The sequence below is a fragment of the Mesorhizobium sp. M7A.F.Ca.US.014.04.1.1 genome (assembly GCF_003998745.1).
Lineage (GTDB): Bacteria > Pseudomonadota > Alphaproteobacteria > Rhizobiales > Rhizobiaceae > Mesorhizobium > Mesorhizobium ciceri.
Window position 1 is genome coordinate 1 of the sequence record NZ_RZRW01000090.1, and the last position, 14195, is coordinate 14195.

A 14195-nucleotide genomic window follows, 5' to 3' on the forward strand; every position below is an offset into this window, starting at 1 on the left:
GTCCCTCGCCCGGCATAGTCATCCCCTTCCACTCGCCCTCTCCCGACGAAGCCGACCGCCAGGGCGCGGAATTCACCGGATCGACGGTGACCACGCAGATGTTCTGGGATTCCGATCTCGGCAAGACGATCGAGACCGCGGCCTATTCGCTGTACCGGCGCAAGAATCCCGAACTGGAGAAGAAGATCGACGCCGTCATCGACATGTATGGCAGGCTGCAGCAGGAGGACGGCTATCTCTCCAGCTGGTACCAACGCATCCAGCCCGGCAAGCGCTGGACCAATCTGCGCGACTGCCACGAGCTCTATTGCGCCGGCCATCTGATCGAGGGCGCGGTCGCCTACTACCAGGCGACGGGAAAACGCAAGCTGCTCGATATCATGTGCCGCTATGCCGACCACATCGCGTCGGTACTCGGCCCGGAGCCCGGCAAGAAGAAGGGCTATTGCGGCCACGAGGAGATCGAGCTGGCGCTGGTCAAGCTGGCACGGGTGACCGGCGAGCGGAAATATATGGAGTTGGCCAGATACTTCATCGACCAGCGCGGTCAGCAGCCGCATTATTTCGACGAGGAGGCCCGCGCCCGCGGCGCCGACCCGAAGGCCTATCATTTCAAGACCTATGAATACAGCCAGTCGCATATCCCGGTGCGAGAACAGAACAAGGTCGTCGGCCATGCTGTCAGGGCGATGTACCTCTATTCCGGCATGGCCGATATCGCGACCGAATATGGCGATGATACGCTGCGAGCAGCACTCGACCTTCTGTGGGACGATCTCACCACCAAGAGTCTCTACATCACTGGCGGACTGGGGCCGTCGGCGCACAATGAGGGCTTCACCAGCGACTACGACCTGCCCAACGAAAGCGCCTATGCCGAGACCTGTGCGGCGGTCGGCTTGGTGTTCTGGGCCAGCCGCATGCTCGGCATGGGGCCGAACGCGCGCTACGCCGACATGATGGAACGCGCCCTCTACAACGGTTCGATCTCGGGCCTGTCGCTCGACGGCTCGCTGTTTTTCTACGAGAATCCATTGGAAAGCCGGGGCAAGCACAACAGGTGGAAGTGGCACCGCTGCCCGTGCTGCCCGCCCAATATCGGGCGCATGGTCGCCTCGATCGGCAGCTATTTCTACAGCCTGGCCCACGATGCGCTGGCCGTCCACCTCTATGGCGACTCGACCGGGCGCTTCGATATATCGGGCGTCCCGGTGAGCCTGACGCAGGTCAGCAGCTATCCCTGGGACGGCGCCGTCGACATCATGCTCGAACCGCGGGCGCCGGTCGAGTTCACTTTGCACCTGCGCATTCCCGCCTGGAGCGCCAGTGCCGGGTTGAAGATAAACGGCGAAGCCATCAGGCTGGCGGATATCACCAGCGACGGCTACGCCGCGATCAAGCGGACATGGAAAAAGGGCGACAATGTCCGGCTCGATCTCGAAATGCCGATCGAGCGGCTTTATGCCAACCCGCAGGTGCGCCAGGATGCTGGCCGCGTCGCGCTGTCACGCGGCCCGCTGATCTATTGCGTCGAGGCATCAGACAATGACAGCCAGCCGCATCGCCTGACGCTGCCGCGGACGGCCACCATCGAAGCGCAGCACCGGCCGGAACTTCTCGGCGGCGTGGTGACGCTGTCGACCGCGGCACTTGCCGATGTCTCCGACGGCTGGCAGGACGGGCTCTACAGGCCCGAGCCGCCGGCCACCGCCGAGACGCGACTGACCGCCATTCCCTATTTCGCCTGGGACAACCGCGAGCCCGGCGAGATGCTGGTATGGCTCAGGGACGGCTGAACGAGGTCGGTGTATCGGCGATGACCGATCCAAGCTCAGCCGCGGTCGATGCCGCGGTTTCGGGCTTTTGGTCCATATAGCGCAGACGCAGGCGCAGGAATGGCGCCTCGACGCAGGTATAGCTGAGATAGCCGATCGGGATCGTCGCCACGAAGCACAATGCGGACCAGAGGCATGCGACGTAGAAATTGCTGATGCTCATGACATTCGTGTCTATGAACGCTGCCAATTGCATGACGAAGAACAGGTGCAGAAGATAGATCGAATAGCTGTAGGCCCCAGCCTTCTCCAGTACCCTGAACGGCGGGCTTGTTCGCTTTCTCGAAAAGCTCGTGTCGTAGTAGGCGATGCCGAATGAATAGGCTGCCGCCTCCAGGGTCGGCAGGATGATCCATATCCAATGAGGCGACGGATAGCGGCCCAGTTGGTAAAATCCGCCGGCTGCATCGAACCACCAGAAGAACCCCGAAAAAGCCATGAGAACGGCCAGCGCCAGCCAGTGTTGGTTCTTCGCGTGGGCACGCAGGTGAAAGGCAAGAATGCCGGCCAGGAACTGATCCGCATGGCCTATGATGGTTGCGGACGCCGCCGACTGCACTTCGCCGATCTGCACATACAGGACGGACCTCAGCACAATGGCTGCCGCGATGAACAGCAAGGGCGCGAACACAAACCGCCTGGATACCATCAGCAAGAACGGCAGCAACAGGTAGAAGTGCGCTTCGATCGTTATCGACCAGCCGCCATTCGGGAGGGTGGGAAAAAGAAACCCCAATCCGACGCCCGTGAAATACCCGTCGAGGGACTGGCCGGCCACGTACCTGCGGCAGGCCTCGATGCATAGCACGACCAGGAGAAGCGGAAGCAGCCTGAGGGCCCTGTTGGCAAAGAAGGGCAGATAGTTGATCTGCTTTCCATCGAGCAGCTTGGCGAACAGGTAGCCGGAAAGCGCCATGAACAGGGAAACGCCAGTATGCCCTTCATCCAGAACGCTGAAGATAGGAAGAGCCGGCACGAAATCATAAGGCACGGGGCCTTCAGGAGAAGCATGAAGGAAATGCCAGGTAAAGACAAGAAAGGCCGCCAGGCCACGAACATGATCCAGCGCTGGGTAGTGCTCTCCGGTCGAGGATTTCATGATTGGTCCACGCGCACCGTGTCCTGCGCCGGTGTTCAGGTCATCGTTGGCCCAGAACTGTTTTCAATTCATTAAACCTTCACTGCGGAGACTTACGAAATCAGAGATTTGCTTCGCAAGGTGCTGTGGCCTGCAAGCATCCGGAGCCAAACACGACTGAAGCGTGCCGCGTCTGAGCGGATCACTTCTGGGCGGATCACTTCTGGGCGACGGTCAGCCCGATCTCTTCCGCCACCAGTTCCTGCAGCCGCCACAGATTGCGGTCGCGGATGCCGCAGGCTTCGAGGTGGCGGATCGTCTCGAATAGATATTGCGCGCCCGAGCCCCAATGACCGACGGCTGTCACCAGCGTCGCCGCGATCGCCTGCTTGTCGAGCTTGCCGGCATAACGCGGATTGGCGGGATCGACGACGAAACCAATCGCGCGACATGGGCCGCCTTCGGTCCTGACCTGCAGCCAGCGCGGCACGTTGACGGCGGGCAGGATGGTCATTTCGCGGCGCAGCAGCGCTTCGAGGTTGGCCGCCACCGGTTCCGCGATCTCGAACACCATGCCCTGGCACTGGCCGCCGCGATCGAGCGCCATCATCAAGCCGGGCTGCTCGACCGTGCCGCGAAAACGCTGCACCGTGAAGCAGAACGAACGATGCCAGCCGCTGGCCACCGCGCGTTCTCCGCCCCTCACCTCGCCGGCGGGCTTCCACAGCAGCGAGCCATAGGCAAATAGTTTCAGCGGCCCGGCCGGAGCGCCGGCCAGCACCTCGTCGCGGATACGCGCATAGTCGGCATCGGTCATGTGAACCATGCCCGGCGTCGGCCCGGCATCCTCGACAGCACGCATAGTGCGCGCGACCAACGCCTCGGTCAGCGCCATCGGCGTGTTGCGCGGCACGGACTTGCGCGGCGATATGGCAGAAATCGGCTGGTTCATTTCATACCCTCTACCGTCGCCGTCATGTTGCCGAAGGCAGAGGGATTCTCAAGGGTCCATGTGACCGGCGCAAAATTCAACGGCCGATGCCGGGCGGGTGACCCTCCCGCCCGGCATCCAATCATTCTAGTGCTTGGTGCTCTTGCCGCCGATGGGGATGCGCCTCATCTTGTTCTGTGCCTTCTCGGATTTCGGCAAGGTGACGAACAGCACGCCGTTGCGGAAATCGGCAGCGACCTTGTCTTCTTCGACTTCGAAGCCGATCGGAATGCGACGTTCGAAGCGGCCGTAGAATCGCTCGGAGAACTGACGTTCCTTGTCGTCGGTTTCGGCGTGTTTTTCACCGCGCAACGTCAGGACGCCGTCATCGAGCAACACCTCGATGTCCTTTTCCTCCATGCCGGGTATCTCGGCGGTCACGCGGATTTCCTTGTCCGTTTCCGAGATTTCCACGCTAGGCCAGCCACCGCCCGCTGAAGAGAGCCTGCCCAAGGATGGAAGACGTGAACCGAAACCGCGGAACATGTCGTCAACAAGGCGGTTCATCTCGCGATGCAGGCTCATGAATGGGTCCTGATCGCGGTCGCCTGAGAGGGTCTGAACCTGGTTTGGATCGCGACCCCATGGCATCAGATCACGAATGGTCATTGCATTTGCTCCTTTCTTGATCCTGTCTATCGTTCGTTTGCATGCTCTGGTTGCCATGCTCGGACGATGCGCGTCTGCGCCATTGGCGCTCCGGTCCCGTTGGAAACGCCTGGATCAGTGGCGGGGGCTCGCGCACCTGAGCCTGCCCGAAGGCCACCGCCCCTGACCCGCGCGGCGCCCGTGACGCCGGCGCCTCGTCGGCACTGGTGCGGAGGATTTTGGACTCCGTCGCGGGTGGGTCAAGACCTCGTAATGTAATGTGATTGGTGCATGCAGGTGCCTGCGTCACCGGTGCTGTCCACATCAGTCGTGCCCTTCGATCGGCACTTCGCGAAACAGTGGTCAACCGCCAGCTTGGTGTCTGCTGGACCGGAGCCGCCTCGGCCTCAACGCGCGGCTGGTCGGCTGGATCGGCGGTCTCGAGGACAGGGAACAATGCCGCTGGCAGGCCGTTCTGTTCCTTGCCGGAGGATGCCATGAACGACGCGTCGGCAAAGCCCGCTGGCCCCGTCCTTTCATCGGCGGAGCGCGTCAACACGCTGTCGCATTTTCACCGCGCCGAGATCGCTCGCATGGCGGGATGGCGCGACCGGCTGGACAGGACAACCAACTGGGCAATCACGGTGGTGGCGGCGCTGCTTTCGGTATCGCTGTCGACGGCCAGTGCGCATCACGGCGTGCTGCTTTTCGCCATGCTGCTGATCCTGCTGCTGCTATGGATCGAGGCGCGCCGCTATCGGTTCTTCGATTTCTATCGGGCGCGCGTACGCCAGTTCGAGCGCCACTATTTCGCGCAGATCTTTTCCCCACAGCCCGACTTTGCCTCGGACTGGCTGCTCATCGTCGGGGAAGGCCTACGCGCGCCGAAGTTCCTGCTGTCGCAGCGCGTCGCGCTGGCCCGTCGGCTGCGGCGAAATTACATCTACCTGTTCCTGATCCTCTTGCTGGCCTGGGTGCTCAAGATATCCACCCCCAGCCTTCAAACCGTGGGCGTCAGGACCGGCTTTGCCGGTTCGCTTCGCGAAGCCGTAGACAGCGCCGCCCTTGGCCCCGTTCCCGGTGTGGCGATCGTGGTTGTCGTGGCCGCATTCTATGTCGGGTTGCTTGCCATCGTCTTTTTCACGGCCGATAACGACGGCGAACTGTCCTTTGGCGACGTGCATGTTTGACGTTGATGCCCGGCAACACGCCGCTGCAACGCAAACGGCGGCCCGCGCGCTGAGATGGTCGGTCCGCCGAGACGTTTGAGGGAACGGAACTTCGCGCCTAGATGCCGAAGAACTGCTTGCCAACCATGTAACCCAGTGCCGCCACGACCAGCGGAAACAGCGCCGGCGCGGCTTTGCCCAGAAGGGAGACCTGCGGGTCCTTCGCCGGCGTATGACGTGCATTGCCGAGATTCTTGGTCATTGCTTGCCTCAGGTTCGAAAGACTCATTAGCAAATGCTGATTAACAGCATGACCGCATTAACGGCTTGATAGGAAATCAACTCTGATCAGATGCAAATTCTAATGATCGGCACATGGACGGCAAAGACGCGCTGCCCTATTTGGCGGCGTTCGAAGCATCGACGGGGACGCGCGGCCGTTCGCGGCAATCGACAAAAACACGCCCGAACAACAAGATGGCTCAGGAACTCGATTTAGCAGGTGAGCGCCAGCTCCGAAGCCGGTGCAGTTCATCCGCCGTCTCGCCCGAGCTTCGTGTTGATAGCTCGGGGTCGAACGCATGTCCGCGGCGTAGGCAGGCCGCCTCCCGTCAAAAAATTCGCAAACCAATGTCGGACTGGCTAGGCTTCGTCCGTCCTTGGGGTATCGAACAGGCATTCATGAAAGGATCCAGCAATGCCCGGCACCGTACGTTTGCACCGCGTTCTGACGACCAGCCCTGAAAAGGTCTATCGCGCCTTCGTTGAAGCGGACGCGCTGGCCAAGTGGCTTCCGCCAAACGGCTTCACCTGCACGGTCCATAATTTCGAGGCAAAGGTCGGAGGCACGTTCAAGATGTCGTTCCGCAATTTCACCACCGGCGACAGCCACGCCTTCGGCGGCGAATACCTTGAACTCGTTCCGGGCGAGCGCCTGCTCTACACCGACAGGTTCGACGATCCCAACCTGCCCGGCGAGATACGGGTGACCGTGGTCTTGAAAAAAGTGTCGGTCGGCACTGAAATCGACATTACCCAGGCCGGCATTCCGGACGTCATTCCGGTCGAGGCCTGCTATCTCGGCTGGCAGGAATCGCTCAGAAATCTGGCAAAGCTCGTCGAGCCCGAGATCAATCAATAGGCTGCGGATGGCCGGGAGAACGGCCGTTTCTGGCCTGCCGAAGCCTGAAACTTGGACTGTGGCGGGAACTGCCCTTTGTCGCTAGCAATTCATCATTGCGGCACCCCTGTGCCTGGACGTGTCGATGAAGAATGCAGCGGAGGTTGAAAAAGCATGACTCTGACCAACCGAGACATCGTCGAGTTGACGGCGTGGCGGCGCCAGCTGCACCAGTATCCGGAAATCTCGAATGAAGAGGAGAAGACGGCAAAGGAGGTCGTCGCCTTCCTCGCCGATACGGGGCCGGACAAGGTGCTGACACAGCTCGGCGGGCACGGCGTCGCGGTCACATATGACAGCGGCAAAGCAGGGCCGACGGTGCTGTTCCGTTCGGAACTCGATGCCTTGCCTATCGAAGAACTTTCAGGCGTGCCGCATGCGTCGCGCGTGCCGGGCAAGTCGCATATGTGCGGCCATGACGGACACACCGCCATCCTGGCATCCCTCGGCCGGCAGTTGGGGCGCGAGCGGCCTGCAAGCGGCCGCGTCGTGCTGATGTTCCAGCCGGCGGAGGAAACCGGCAATGGCGCAGCCGGCGTCGTTGCCGATCCCCGCTTCGGCGAGATCGCGCCGGATTTCGCTTTCTCGCTGCACAACCTGCCTGGCGTGCCGTTCGGCGAGGTGCGGCTCAAGCCCGGCGTGGTCAACTGTGCGTCACGCGGCATGCGCATCGTGCTGGAGGGCAAGACCGCCCATTCATCCATGCCGGAGACCGGCACCTCGCCGATGCTGGCGATCAGTGAGCTGATGCCGGCGCTGCCGGCGCTCGGGCGCGGAACCTTCGCCGACGACGACTTCTCCATGCTGACCGTCACCCATGCCGCGATGGGCGAGGCCGTGTTCGGCATCGCGCCGGCTCATGCGCAGGTCTGGGCAACGCTGCGCACCCGGCGTGACGAGCGCATGGCGAACCTTTGTGCTGCTGCCGAAGCACTGGTCGCCAGGATCGCCGGCGAGCATCGCCTTACCGCCCGCTGGGACTATCACGAGATCTTCGTCGCCAGCGTCAACGCGCCGGACGCGGTGGAGCATCTGCGGCGCGCGCTCGATGAAGAGGGCGTATCGCACGGCGAAGAGGCCCTGCCGATGCGCGCCTCGGAAGATTTCGGCCTGTTCGGCCATAGTGCCAAGTCGGCGATGTTCTTCCTCGGTGCGGGCGAGCGGCACCCCGCCTTGCACAATCCCGACTATGACTTTCCCGACGACCTGATCCCGATCGGGTCGAGGATCTTCATGCGCACGGCACGCAATCTCCTGGGTTGACCTCCGCCAACTCCAACGCCGAAAGGAACATGCAATGCCAAAGATACCGAAGAACACGATTTGCCTTTGGTTCGACAAGGACGCCGAGGCTGCGGCGCGCTTCTACGCAGAGACCTTTCCCGACACCAGCGTGGGCGCCGTTCACCGTGCGCCGAGCGATTTTCCGTCCGGCAAGAAAGGCGACGTGTTGACGGTCGAATTTACCGTCGCCGGCATTCCCTGCATCGGATTGAACGGCGGCTCCACATTCAAGCAGAACGAGGCCTTCTCGTTCCAGATCGCCACCGACGATCAGCAGGAAACCGACCGCTACTGGAATGCCATCGTCGGCAATGGCGGCCAGGAGAGCGTGTGCGGCTGGTGCAAGGACAAATGGGGCGTGTCTTGGCAAATCACGCCGCGCACGCTGACCGAGGCCATGGCGGCCGGCGGCGAGGAAGCCAAACGCGCCTTTGATGCGATGATGGAGATGACAAAGATCGACGTCGCGGCGATCGACGCAGCCCGGCGCGGCTGACCTCGATCGGGGCTGAGTTGCTATCTGACCTTGATGACGACCTTGCCCTTGGCGCGTCCTGTTTCGACATAGGCCAGCGCCTCATTGGTCGCCTCGAAGGGAAATATCCGGTCGACGACCGGGCGGATCGCGCCGGATTCGATGAGCGATGCGATCTTGCTCAGCTGCTCGCCCTGCGCCCACATGAAAAGGAACGAGAACGTCACGCCACGGCGCTTGGCTTTCGCTCGAATACCGCGGCTCAGCAGGCGAAGCACCAGCCTCAGCACCACGTTCAGTCCCTTTTCCCTGGCAAATTCCGGATCCGGTGGGCCGGAGATGGAGATGAGCTTGCCACCCGGTTTCAGCACATTCAGTGATTTTTCAAGTGTCTTGGCGTCCTGGCTGTTCAAGACGACGTCGTAGCCCGAAAGGACTTTCTCGAAATCGTCTTTCCTGTAGTCGACGACGATATCGGCGCCGAGCCCCTTGACCAGACCGGCACTCGCCGCGCTGGCGGTGGTCGCAATGGTCGCGCCGAGATGCTTTGCCAGTTGGATGGCGAATGTCCCCACGCCGCCGGAACCGGCTTGAATGAAGACCTTCTGTCCCTTCTTCAGCTTGGCCCTTTCGACGAGCGCCTGCCAGGCGGTCAGGCCGACCAGCGGGATCGAGGCCGCCTCCTCCATGCTGAGGTTCCCGGGTTTCAGGGCCACGTCGGCTTCATCCATGGCTATGAACTCGGCGAACGTCCCGATCCGGCCATCGCGCGGCCGCGCATAGACGTCGTCGCCCAGGTCGAATTTGCGGACTTTCGATCCCACGCGCACAACCCTCCCGGCCACGTCGTGACCCAGGATGAAGGGCCAGCGATAGGGCAGGATCAGCTTGAACTCTCCGGTTTTGACCTTGGAATCGAGCAGGTTCACCGCCGCGGCGTGGACCTCGACCAGGACATCGCTGTCCCCGAGTTTCGGCTCCGGCATTTCGGCTAGCCGCAGAGTGCCGTTCTTGCTGTACTTGTCGACGACGAATGCCTTCATGGCAGTGACTTTCTGAGAGTGATTTTGGTGTGTCGCATGTGCGTGAAATCCTCTGCTCGCTGTGTTCAAACGGGCAGGCGGAATTGTTTCCGCAGGCTCTTGTCGAATATCCCCGCGGGAGCAAAGCGACGCAGCAGGCTGACCTGGCGCGCAGCCTTGCCGGCGGTGTAGCGCCGTTGCGGACGGGCATCGGTCGCTGCCTTGACGACCACTTGCGCCACCATTTCCGGCCGGTCGGCGACAGGCATCACGTCGCGAAGCAGCGCTTCCAGCGTAGCGCGGGCCTGATCGTATTCCTGCAACGGCGAATCCGGCTGGATCCCGTTCTGGTCGAAGACAGTACGAACGAATGCCGGCTCGATGACCGAAACGCGGATGTTGAAGGCGCGAACCTCGTGGTCGAGCGATTCCGAATAGCCCTCGAGCGCGTGCTTGACCGCCGAATAATGCGCTGAATACGGCGCGGGCACCAGTCCCAGCACAGAGCCGATATTGATGATGCGCCCCTCGCCACGCTGCCGCATCGACGGCAGCACCGCATTGGTCATGCGGATGACGCCGAACAGATTGACGTCGAACAGAGCCTGCACCTGGGCAATCGAGAATTCCTCGGCGCCTCCAAGCTGGCCGACCCCGGCATTGTTGACCAAGAGGTCGATCCGGCCGGTCTGCGAGAGCACCGTCGAAACGAGTGCGGCAACGGCCTCACTGTCGGTCACGTCGCAGATCAGCATGATCACCCCGTCCGGATCGTTGCCGGCCTTGCGCCGGCTGGTTCCGAAGACGGTGAACCCGGCCCGCGCAAGGGCTTCGGCACTGGCGCGGCCGATGCCCGAAGAGGCTCCGGTCACAACAGCGGTTTTTCCGGCATTCGTTTTCATTTCGTGCTCCAAACTCATGGGGGCTAGCTTTTTTGCATCTGTTAAATTACAGTCGTAATATCAGATTATGATCATAATGCAATAGCAGAAAGGAATAGCAGCCATGCGCTACGAAAAGGGCAGGAAGGACGCCTCGCGCGGCCGGATCCTGGAGGTCGCCGCGGAACGCTTTCGGAAAAACGGCATAGCGGCGTCCGGACTGGCAACCATCATGGGCGACGCCGGGCTGACGAACGGGGCTTTCTATCCCCACTTTCAATCAAAGGCGGCGCTTGTCCGTGAAACGGTCGCTGCAGCTCTCGAGGATCAATCCGACGAGATACGGCAAGCATTGGCCTCCGGCGGCTTGGCAATGGCCATAGACACATATCTGTCTGCGGCGCATCGGGATAATCCCGGGAAGGGCTGCGCCTCTGCCGCCTTGCTGGCGGAAATCGCCCGCGAGCCACCCGAAACGCGTCAGCTTTATACCGAGCGTTTGCTGACCCAGGTGCGCCAGGTGTCGGTAGAGCTGCCGCCGCAAACTCCTGATCCGGAGGGCGTTGCGTTCGCTATCTTTGCGACCCTCATTGGCACGCTTCAACTGGCCCGTGCCGTGGAGGGAACGGAATTGTCGGATCGTATCCTTGCGGCAGGGAAAGCTGCGGCGCGCGCGCTGATCGAGCAGAGTTAGGGGATGTCACGCGTGGGCACGTCAAAGACATCCTCAGGCGGTGCGACGCCCAGCCCCGCATCGGCCCCTTGGGCAGGAACAGCACCGCCCGTATGATGGTCAGATGCGCGCCCGCTCTTCAGTGCCCGGTGCCGCGACCGAAGGACCTGGCGTCCTTGGCCAGCACCAGCTCGGCATCGTCGGTAACATAGCTGACATAGCGATAGTCGCGGATGAAGCTGATCTGACCTTCTCGCCACTCCAGCCACATGAAATGATGCGGTTTCTGGTCGGCATGGCTTTCGAACACAGCGATCACCTCGCGGCCGTCGAGCCAGGCCGGCGTCAGCCACACGCGGTCGCTTTTGGCGTAGATCGTGAAGAACATGCCGACATCCGCCGCACCCGAGCGCGTCGCATGCAGGGACTGATGAAGCCTGACGTCGTCGGCAAGCAGGGCGCGCAAGCCGTCCCAATCCCGCTGGTTGAACAGGGTCGCATAACGGACCACGGCGGCCGACGCGATACGCGCATCGGGAGCCGAACTGGCCTGCGCACTGACTTCCCTAAGCCGGGCGCGGCCGCGCGCCAAGTGCCCTTTCACCGCATCGACGGTGATGCCGAGCAAAGCAGCGATCTCGGCCAGCGGCTCGTCGAGCACATCTCTGAGGATGACGACGCTGCGCTGGAGCAGCGGAAGCTCCGCGAAGCGCGACACTGCGGTCTGTATAGCTTGCCTGCGCATCAGCATCTCCACCGGGTCGGCTTTGGTGTCGTCGGCAATTTCAAGCGCCGCCTCGATAGGCTCCGCCGCGCGGATCGCGCGGCTGCGCAGCAGGTCAAGCGCACGGTTGTGGGCGACGCGGAACAGCCAGGGCCTGAGCTGCGGCACCTCGCCCAGCTCATTCAGCGCAACGAAGGCTCGCGCAAACGTGTCCTGCACGACATCCTCCCCGTCGATGACCGAGCCCATCAGGCGCGCGCAATAGCGGTGCAGCTCTGGCCGCATCGCGGCGGCAAGGGCAAGCAGCCCTTCCCGTCGGTCGCGGTCCACGGCAGGATCTCGTTCGCTCAAGCCGCAGCCCCCTCCATCACGGTTACGCCCGCGTCGCCATTGAGGCCGAAGACGATCCCCTCGGCATATTGCGGGTCTTCCAGCACGGAAACCACCCTGTCGCCGAAGGTTCGGGGCGGCATCGGCGCACCGAAGCGGGTGACGAATTGTTCGGGCGTGATGCCCATGGATCCGGAATAGGCGCCGGCCGCCGCATCGCCTGTTCCGGTGCCGAGGATCATCTGCCGCGGCACGATCGCCTGAAAGCGGATGCCGAGCTTCTTCTCCAGCGAAACGCCGTTGGCGTACTTCGCCATGAACCACAGCATGCGCTTGGCGCCGCCATAGCCGCCCGACAACTGCGACCCGGTGACGGCGGCACCGCTCGATCCCACCAGAACACGGCTGCCCGGCTTGAGCGGCAGGTTGAGCGCCGCCTGCAGCCAGTATAGCCCGGCCTTGACGTCGGTTTCCCAGGCGATTGAAAAATCTTCCCAGCTCAGTTGGTCCAACCGGCCCATCCGGGGCGTGGCACCAGCATTCAGGACCACGACGTCAGGACGAACCTCGCTAAGAATGCGATAGGCCGCGCCCTCCTCCGCAACGTCGGCGCGGATAGTGGCGACCCCAAGCCGCGCACCGACCGCATCCAGCGCCTCGACGCCACGGGCAACGACGGTCACACTGGCGCCCTGTTCGACCAGCGCCTCGACCAATCCGAGGCCAAGCCCACGGCTGCCACCGGTGACCACGATTTCTTTATTCCTGAGGCTCATCGACCCTGCTCCTTAGCTTCACTGTAGCTAAGACGTTTGAGGGTCGGAAAAAGAGCCAAGGTTTGGCGAGGCGCGCTGTCGCGGCGACGATCCGCGACATGCCGGCAATACTGGCGATCGGGCGGAAAGCTGCCTGTCCGCTTTCGGCCTAAAATGCGATGCCCGATATTGGACGCAGTAAGGTTAGAGGCTGCCGGCGATGAAAGCGCTGCCGGTCCATGCTGCAGCATCCCAGCCGGATATGTTCAGAAGTCGAGAGCGACCATCATGCCGCGGACTTCGGCCATTTCCAGCAGCAGGTCTTGGAGTCTTTCGTCCAGTGCGGCACCGGTCAGCGCCAGAAGCTCGGTGACGCTCTCTCTCATCGATATGACGGCGGCGCCTGTCTTCTCGGCGAGCAGCCGTCCGATGGCAGCTCGGATCAGGTCGTCCTGATCAGACATTGCTTCACCTCCCAACGCACTGCAACCTCCCCTTGCTTTCCATGCCTCACCGCCGCTTTCGACAACAGGGCGTGATTTCCCATACCGTATGATTTTTGATGCGACATCGGGCAGCTTTGCTCATGCCAGCAGATCGTCTGGAGGAGCCCGCCAGTCGTTCAACACCGACAATGAGGGCAGGAGCGAAAAATGGCCGGGCTGGACCGTTTCAACCGCTGCAAGCAGTGCCAGAGGCACTTCGTGCCGATAAAGCCCAATGCACACGCCCCCTTTGGCCGTTGCCGGCAATTCCGTGACGGTGTCGAAAATCGAAAACGTACCCGTTGGCTCTTCCACGATTTCGAAACGCCCCACCCCAAACCTCCCTCTGCACAAAAGTAGCGACCAACGCGGACATCCCCCTAGTGGTTCCCTAGGCTGGCAGTTTTTTTCGCGCCTTGGTTGTAGCGCATGCCGGCAGGACAGTCATGCCCGCAGGGCGCGCAGTCAAAAATCGCTACGCACATTTTAAATCTTGACGCGTGTCAATTTTTTATAAAACATGCGCAAACGCCGGCATGGCATCGGCCGGCGCTCTGGGAGGAGCAATGCCTGACATCGAAAAGCGCCCGAACCGGGGCGGCAGTCCGCACATCCCCAAGCTGGCAGCAGTCCGTTGGCGGATCGTCGCGCCAGGGGCCGGGGTCGCTTGCGCGCCGTCGGACATTGCAGTCGCCGGACGGCGACATCGATGCAGCCCATAAAAC

Annotated in this window: 16 protein-coding genes; 6 read left to right on the forward strand and 10 right to left on the reverse strand. The window is 62.1% G+C overall.

The window, feature by feature from the left end; all coding sequences use genetic code 11:
- On the forward strand, positions 1–1796 hold a 1796-nt coding region (locus tag EOA22_RS08860; protein WP_164755328.1), incomplete at its 5' end, for a glycoside hydrolase family 127 protein.
- On the opposite strand, the gene EOA22_RS08865 is transcribed toward EOA22_RS08860, so the two are convergent.
- The 3 genes from EOA22_RS08865 to EOA22_RS08875 all read right to left on the reverse strand — a co-directional run bounded on the left by EOA22_RS08865 (position 1783) and on the right by EOA22_RS08875 (position 4513).
- Positions 1783–2934, reverse strand: coding sequence for an acyltransferase (locus EOA22_RS08865; protein ID WP_063168671.1), 1152 nt, complete (start codon positions 2932–2934; stop codon positions 1783–1785). The two genes, EOA22_RS08860 and EOA22_RS08865, sit on opposite strands and share 14 nt — an antisense overlap.
- A 196-nt stretch (positions 2935–3130) precedes the next feature.
- Positions 3131–3865, reverse strand: a complete 735-nt coding sequence (locus EOA22_RS08870; protein ID WP_013530521.1) for a gamma-glutamylcyclotransferase — start codon at positions 3863–3865, stop codon at positions 3131–3133.
- 126 nt (positions 3866–3991) lie between these two features.
- Complete coding sequence (locus EOA22_RS08875; RefSeq protein ID WP_013530520.1) at positions 3992–4513, reverse strand: Hsp20/alpha crystallin family protein; 522 nt, start codon at positions 4511–4513, stop codon at positions 3992–3994.
- A 476-nt stretch (positions 4514–4989) separates the two neighbouring features.
- On the opposite strand from EOA22_RS08875, the gene EOA22_RS08880 reads away from it, so the two are divergent.
- Positions 4990–5682: a DUF2270 domain-containing protein gene (locus EOA22_RS08880; protein WP_063168672.1), complete on the forward strand. Its 693-nt coding sequence runs from the start codon at positions 4990–4992 to the stop codon at positions 5680–5682.
- 97 nt (positions 5683–5779) lie between these two features.
- Here the strand turns inward: EOA22_RS08880 and EOA22_RS08885 are convergent, their stop codons facing one another.
- Positions 5780–5923, reverse strand: coding sequence for a hypothetical protein (locus EOA22_RS08885; RefSeq protein ID WP_013530518.1), 144 nt, complete (start codon positions 5921–5923; stop codon positions 5780–5782).
- A 435-nt stretch (positions 5924–6358) separates the two neighbouring features.
- Here EOA22_RS08885 and EOA22_RS08890 point away from each other — a divergent pair, with 435 nt between their 5' ends.
- From EOA22_RS08890 to EOA22_RS08900, 3 genes are all read left to right on the forward strand, one after another.
- Entirely contained in the window at positions 6359–6802 is a 444-nt protein-coding gene (locus EOA22_RS08890) for an SRPBCC family protein (protein ID WP_013530517.1), read from the forward strand.
- Between the two features lie 153 nt (positions 6803–6955).
- Complete coding sequence (locus EOA22_RS08895) at positions 6956–8104, forward strand: amidohydrolase (RefSeq protein WP_013530516.1); 1149 nt, start codon at positions 6956–6958, stop codon at positions 8102–8104.
- A 43-nt stretch (positions 8105–8147) separates the two neighbouring features.
- Positions 8148–8621, forward strand: a complete 474-nt coding sequence (locus EOA22_RS08900; protein WP_027160885.1) for a VOC family protein — start codon at positions 8148–8150, stop codon at positions 8619–8621.
- Positions 8622–8641: 20 nt separating this feature from the next.
- On the opposite strand, the gene EOA22_RS08905 is transcribed toward EOA22_RS08900, so the two are convergent.
- Together EOA22_RS08905 and EOA22_RS08910 are read right to left on the reverse strand one after the other, a co-directional pair.
- Positions 8642–9643, reverse strand: coding sequence for an NADP-dependent oxidoreductase (locus tag EOA22_RS08905; RefSeq protein ID WP_063168673.1), 1002 nt, complete (start codon positions 9641–9643; stop codon positions 8642–8644).
- 65 nt (positions 9644–9708) lie between these two features.
- Positions 9709–10524 carry an oxidoreductase gene (locus EOA22_RS08910; RefSeq protein ID WP_063168674.1) on the reverse strand — a complete coding sequence of 272 codons (816 nt, stop codon included), beginning with the start codon at positions 10522–10524 and terminating at the stop codon, positions 9709–9711.
- A 103-nt stretch (positions 10525–10627) separates the two neighbouring features.
- Between EOA22_RS08910 and EOA22_RS08915 the strand changes: the two genes are divergently transcribed.
- Positions 10628–11197 carry a TetR/AcrR family transcriptional regulator gene (locus EOA22_RS08915; protein WP_063168675.1) on the forward strand — a complete coding sequence of 190 codons (570 nt, stop codon included), beginning with the start codon at positions 10628–10630 and terminating at the stop codon, positions 11195–11197.
- 118 nt (positions 11198–11315) lie between these two features.
- On the opposite strand, the gene EOA22_RS08920 is transcribed toward EOA22_RS08915, so the two are convergent.
- The 4 genes from EOA22_RS08920 to EOA22_RS08935 all read right to left on the reverse strand — a co-directional run bounded on the left by EOA22_RS08920 (position 11316) and on the right by EOA22_RS08935 (position 13803).
- On the reverse strand, positions 11316–12185 hold the full coding sequence (locus EOA22_RS08920; RefSeq protein WP_164747167.1) for a sigma-70 family RNA polymerase sigma factor: 870 nt from the start codon (positions 12183–12185) through the stop codon (positions 11316–11318).
- Between the two features lie 62 nt (positions 12186–12247).
- Positions 12248–13006 (reverse strand): SDR family oxidoreductase, encoded by a 759-nt coding sequence (locus tag EOA22_RS08925; RefSeq protein WP_063168676.1) that lies wholly within the window; start codon positions 13004–13006, stop codon positions 12248–12250.
- 245 nt (positions 13007–13251) lie between these two features.
- Entirely contained in the window at positions 13252–13449 is a 198-nt protein-coding gene (locus EOA22_RS08930; RefSeq protein ID WP_013530509.1) for a hypothetical protein, read from the reverse strand.
- A 120-nt stretch (positions 13450–13569) separates the two neighbouring features.
- Positions 13570–13803: a hypothetical protein gene (locus EOA22_RS08935; RefSeq protein WP_127389927.1), complete on the reverse strand. Its 234-nt coding sequence runs from the start codon at positions 13801–13803 to the stop codon at positions 13570–13572.
- Positions 13804–14195: the final 392 nt, after the last annotated feature.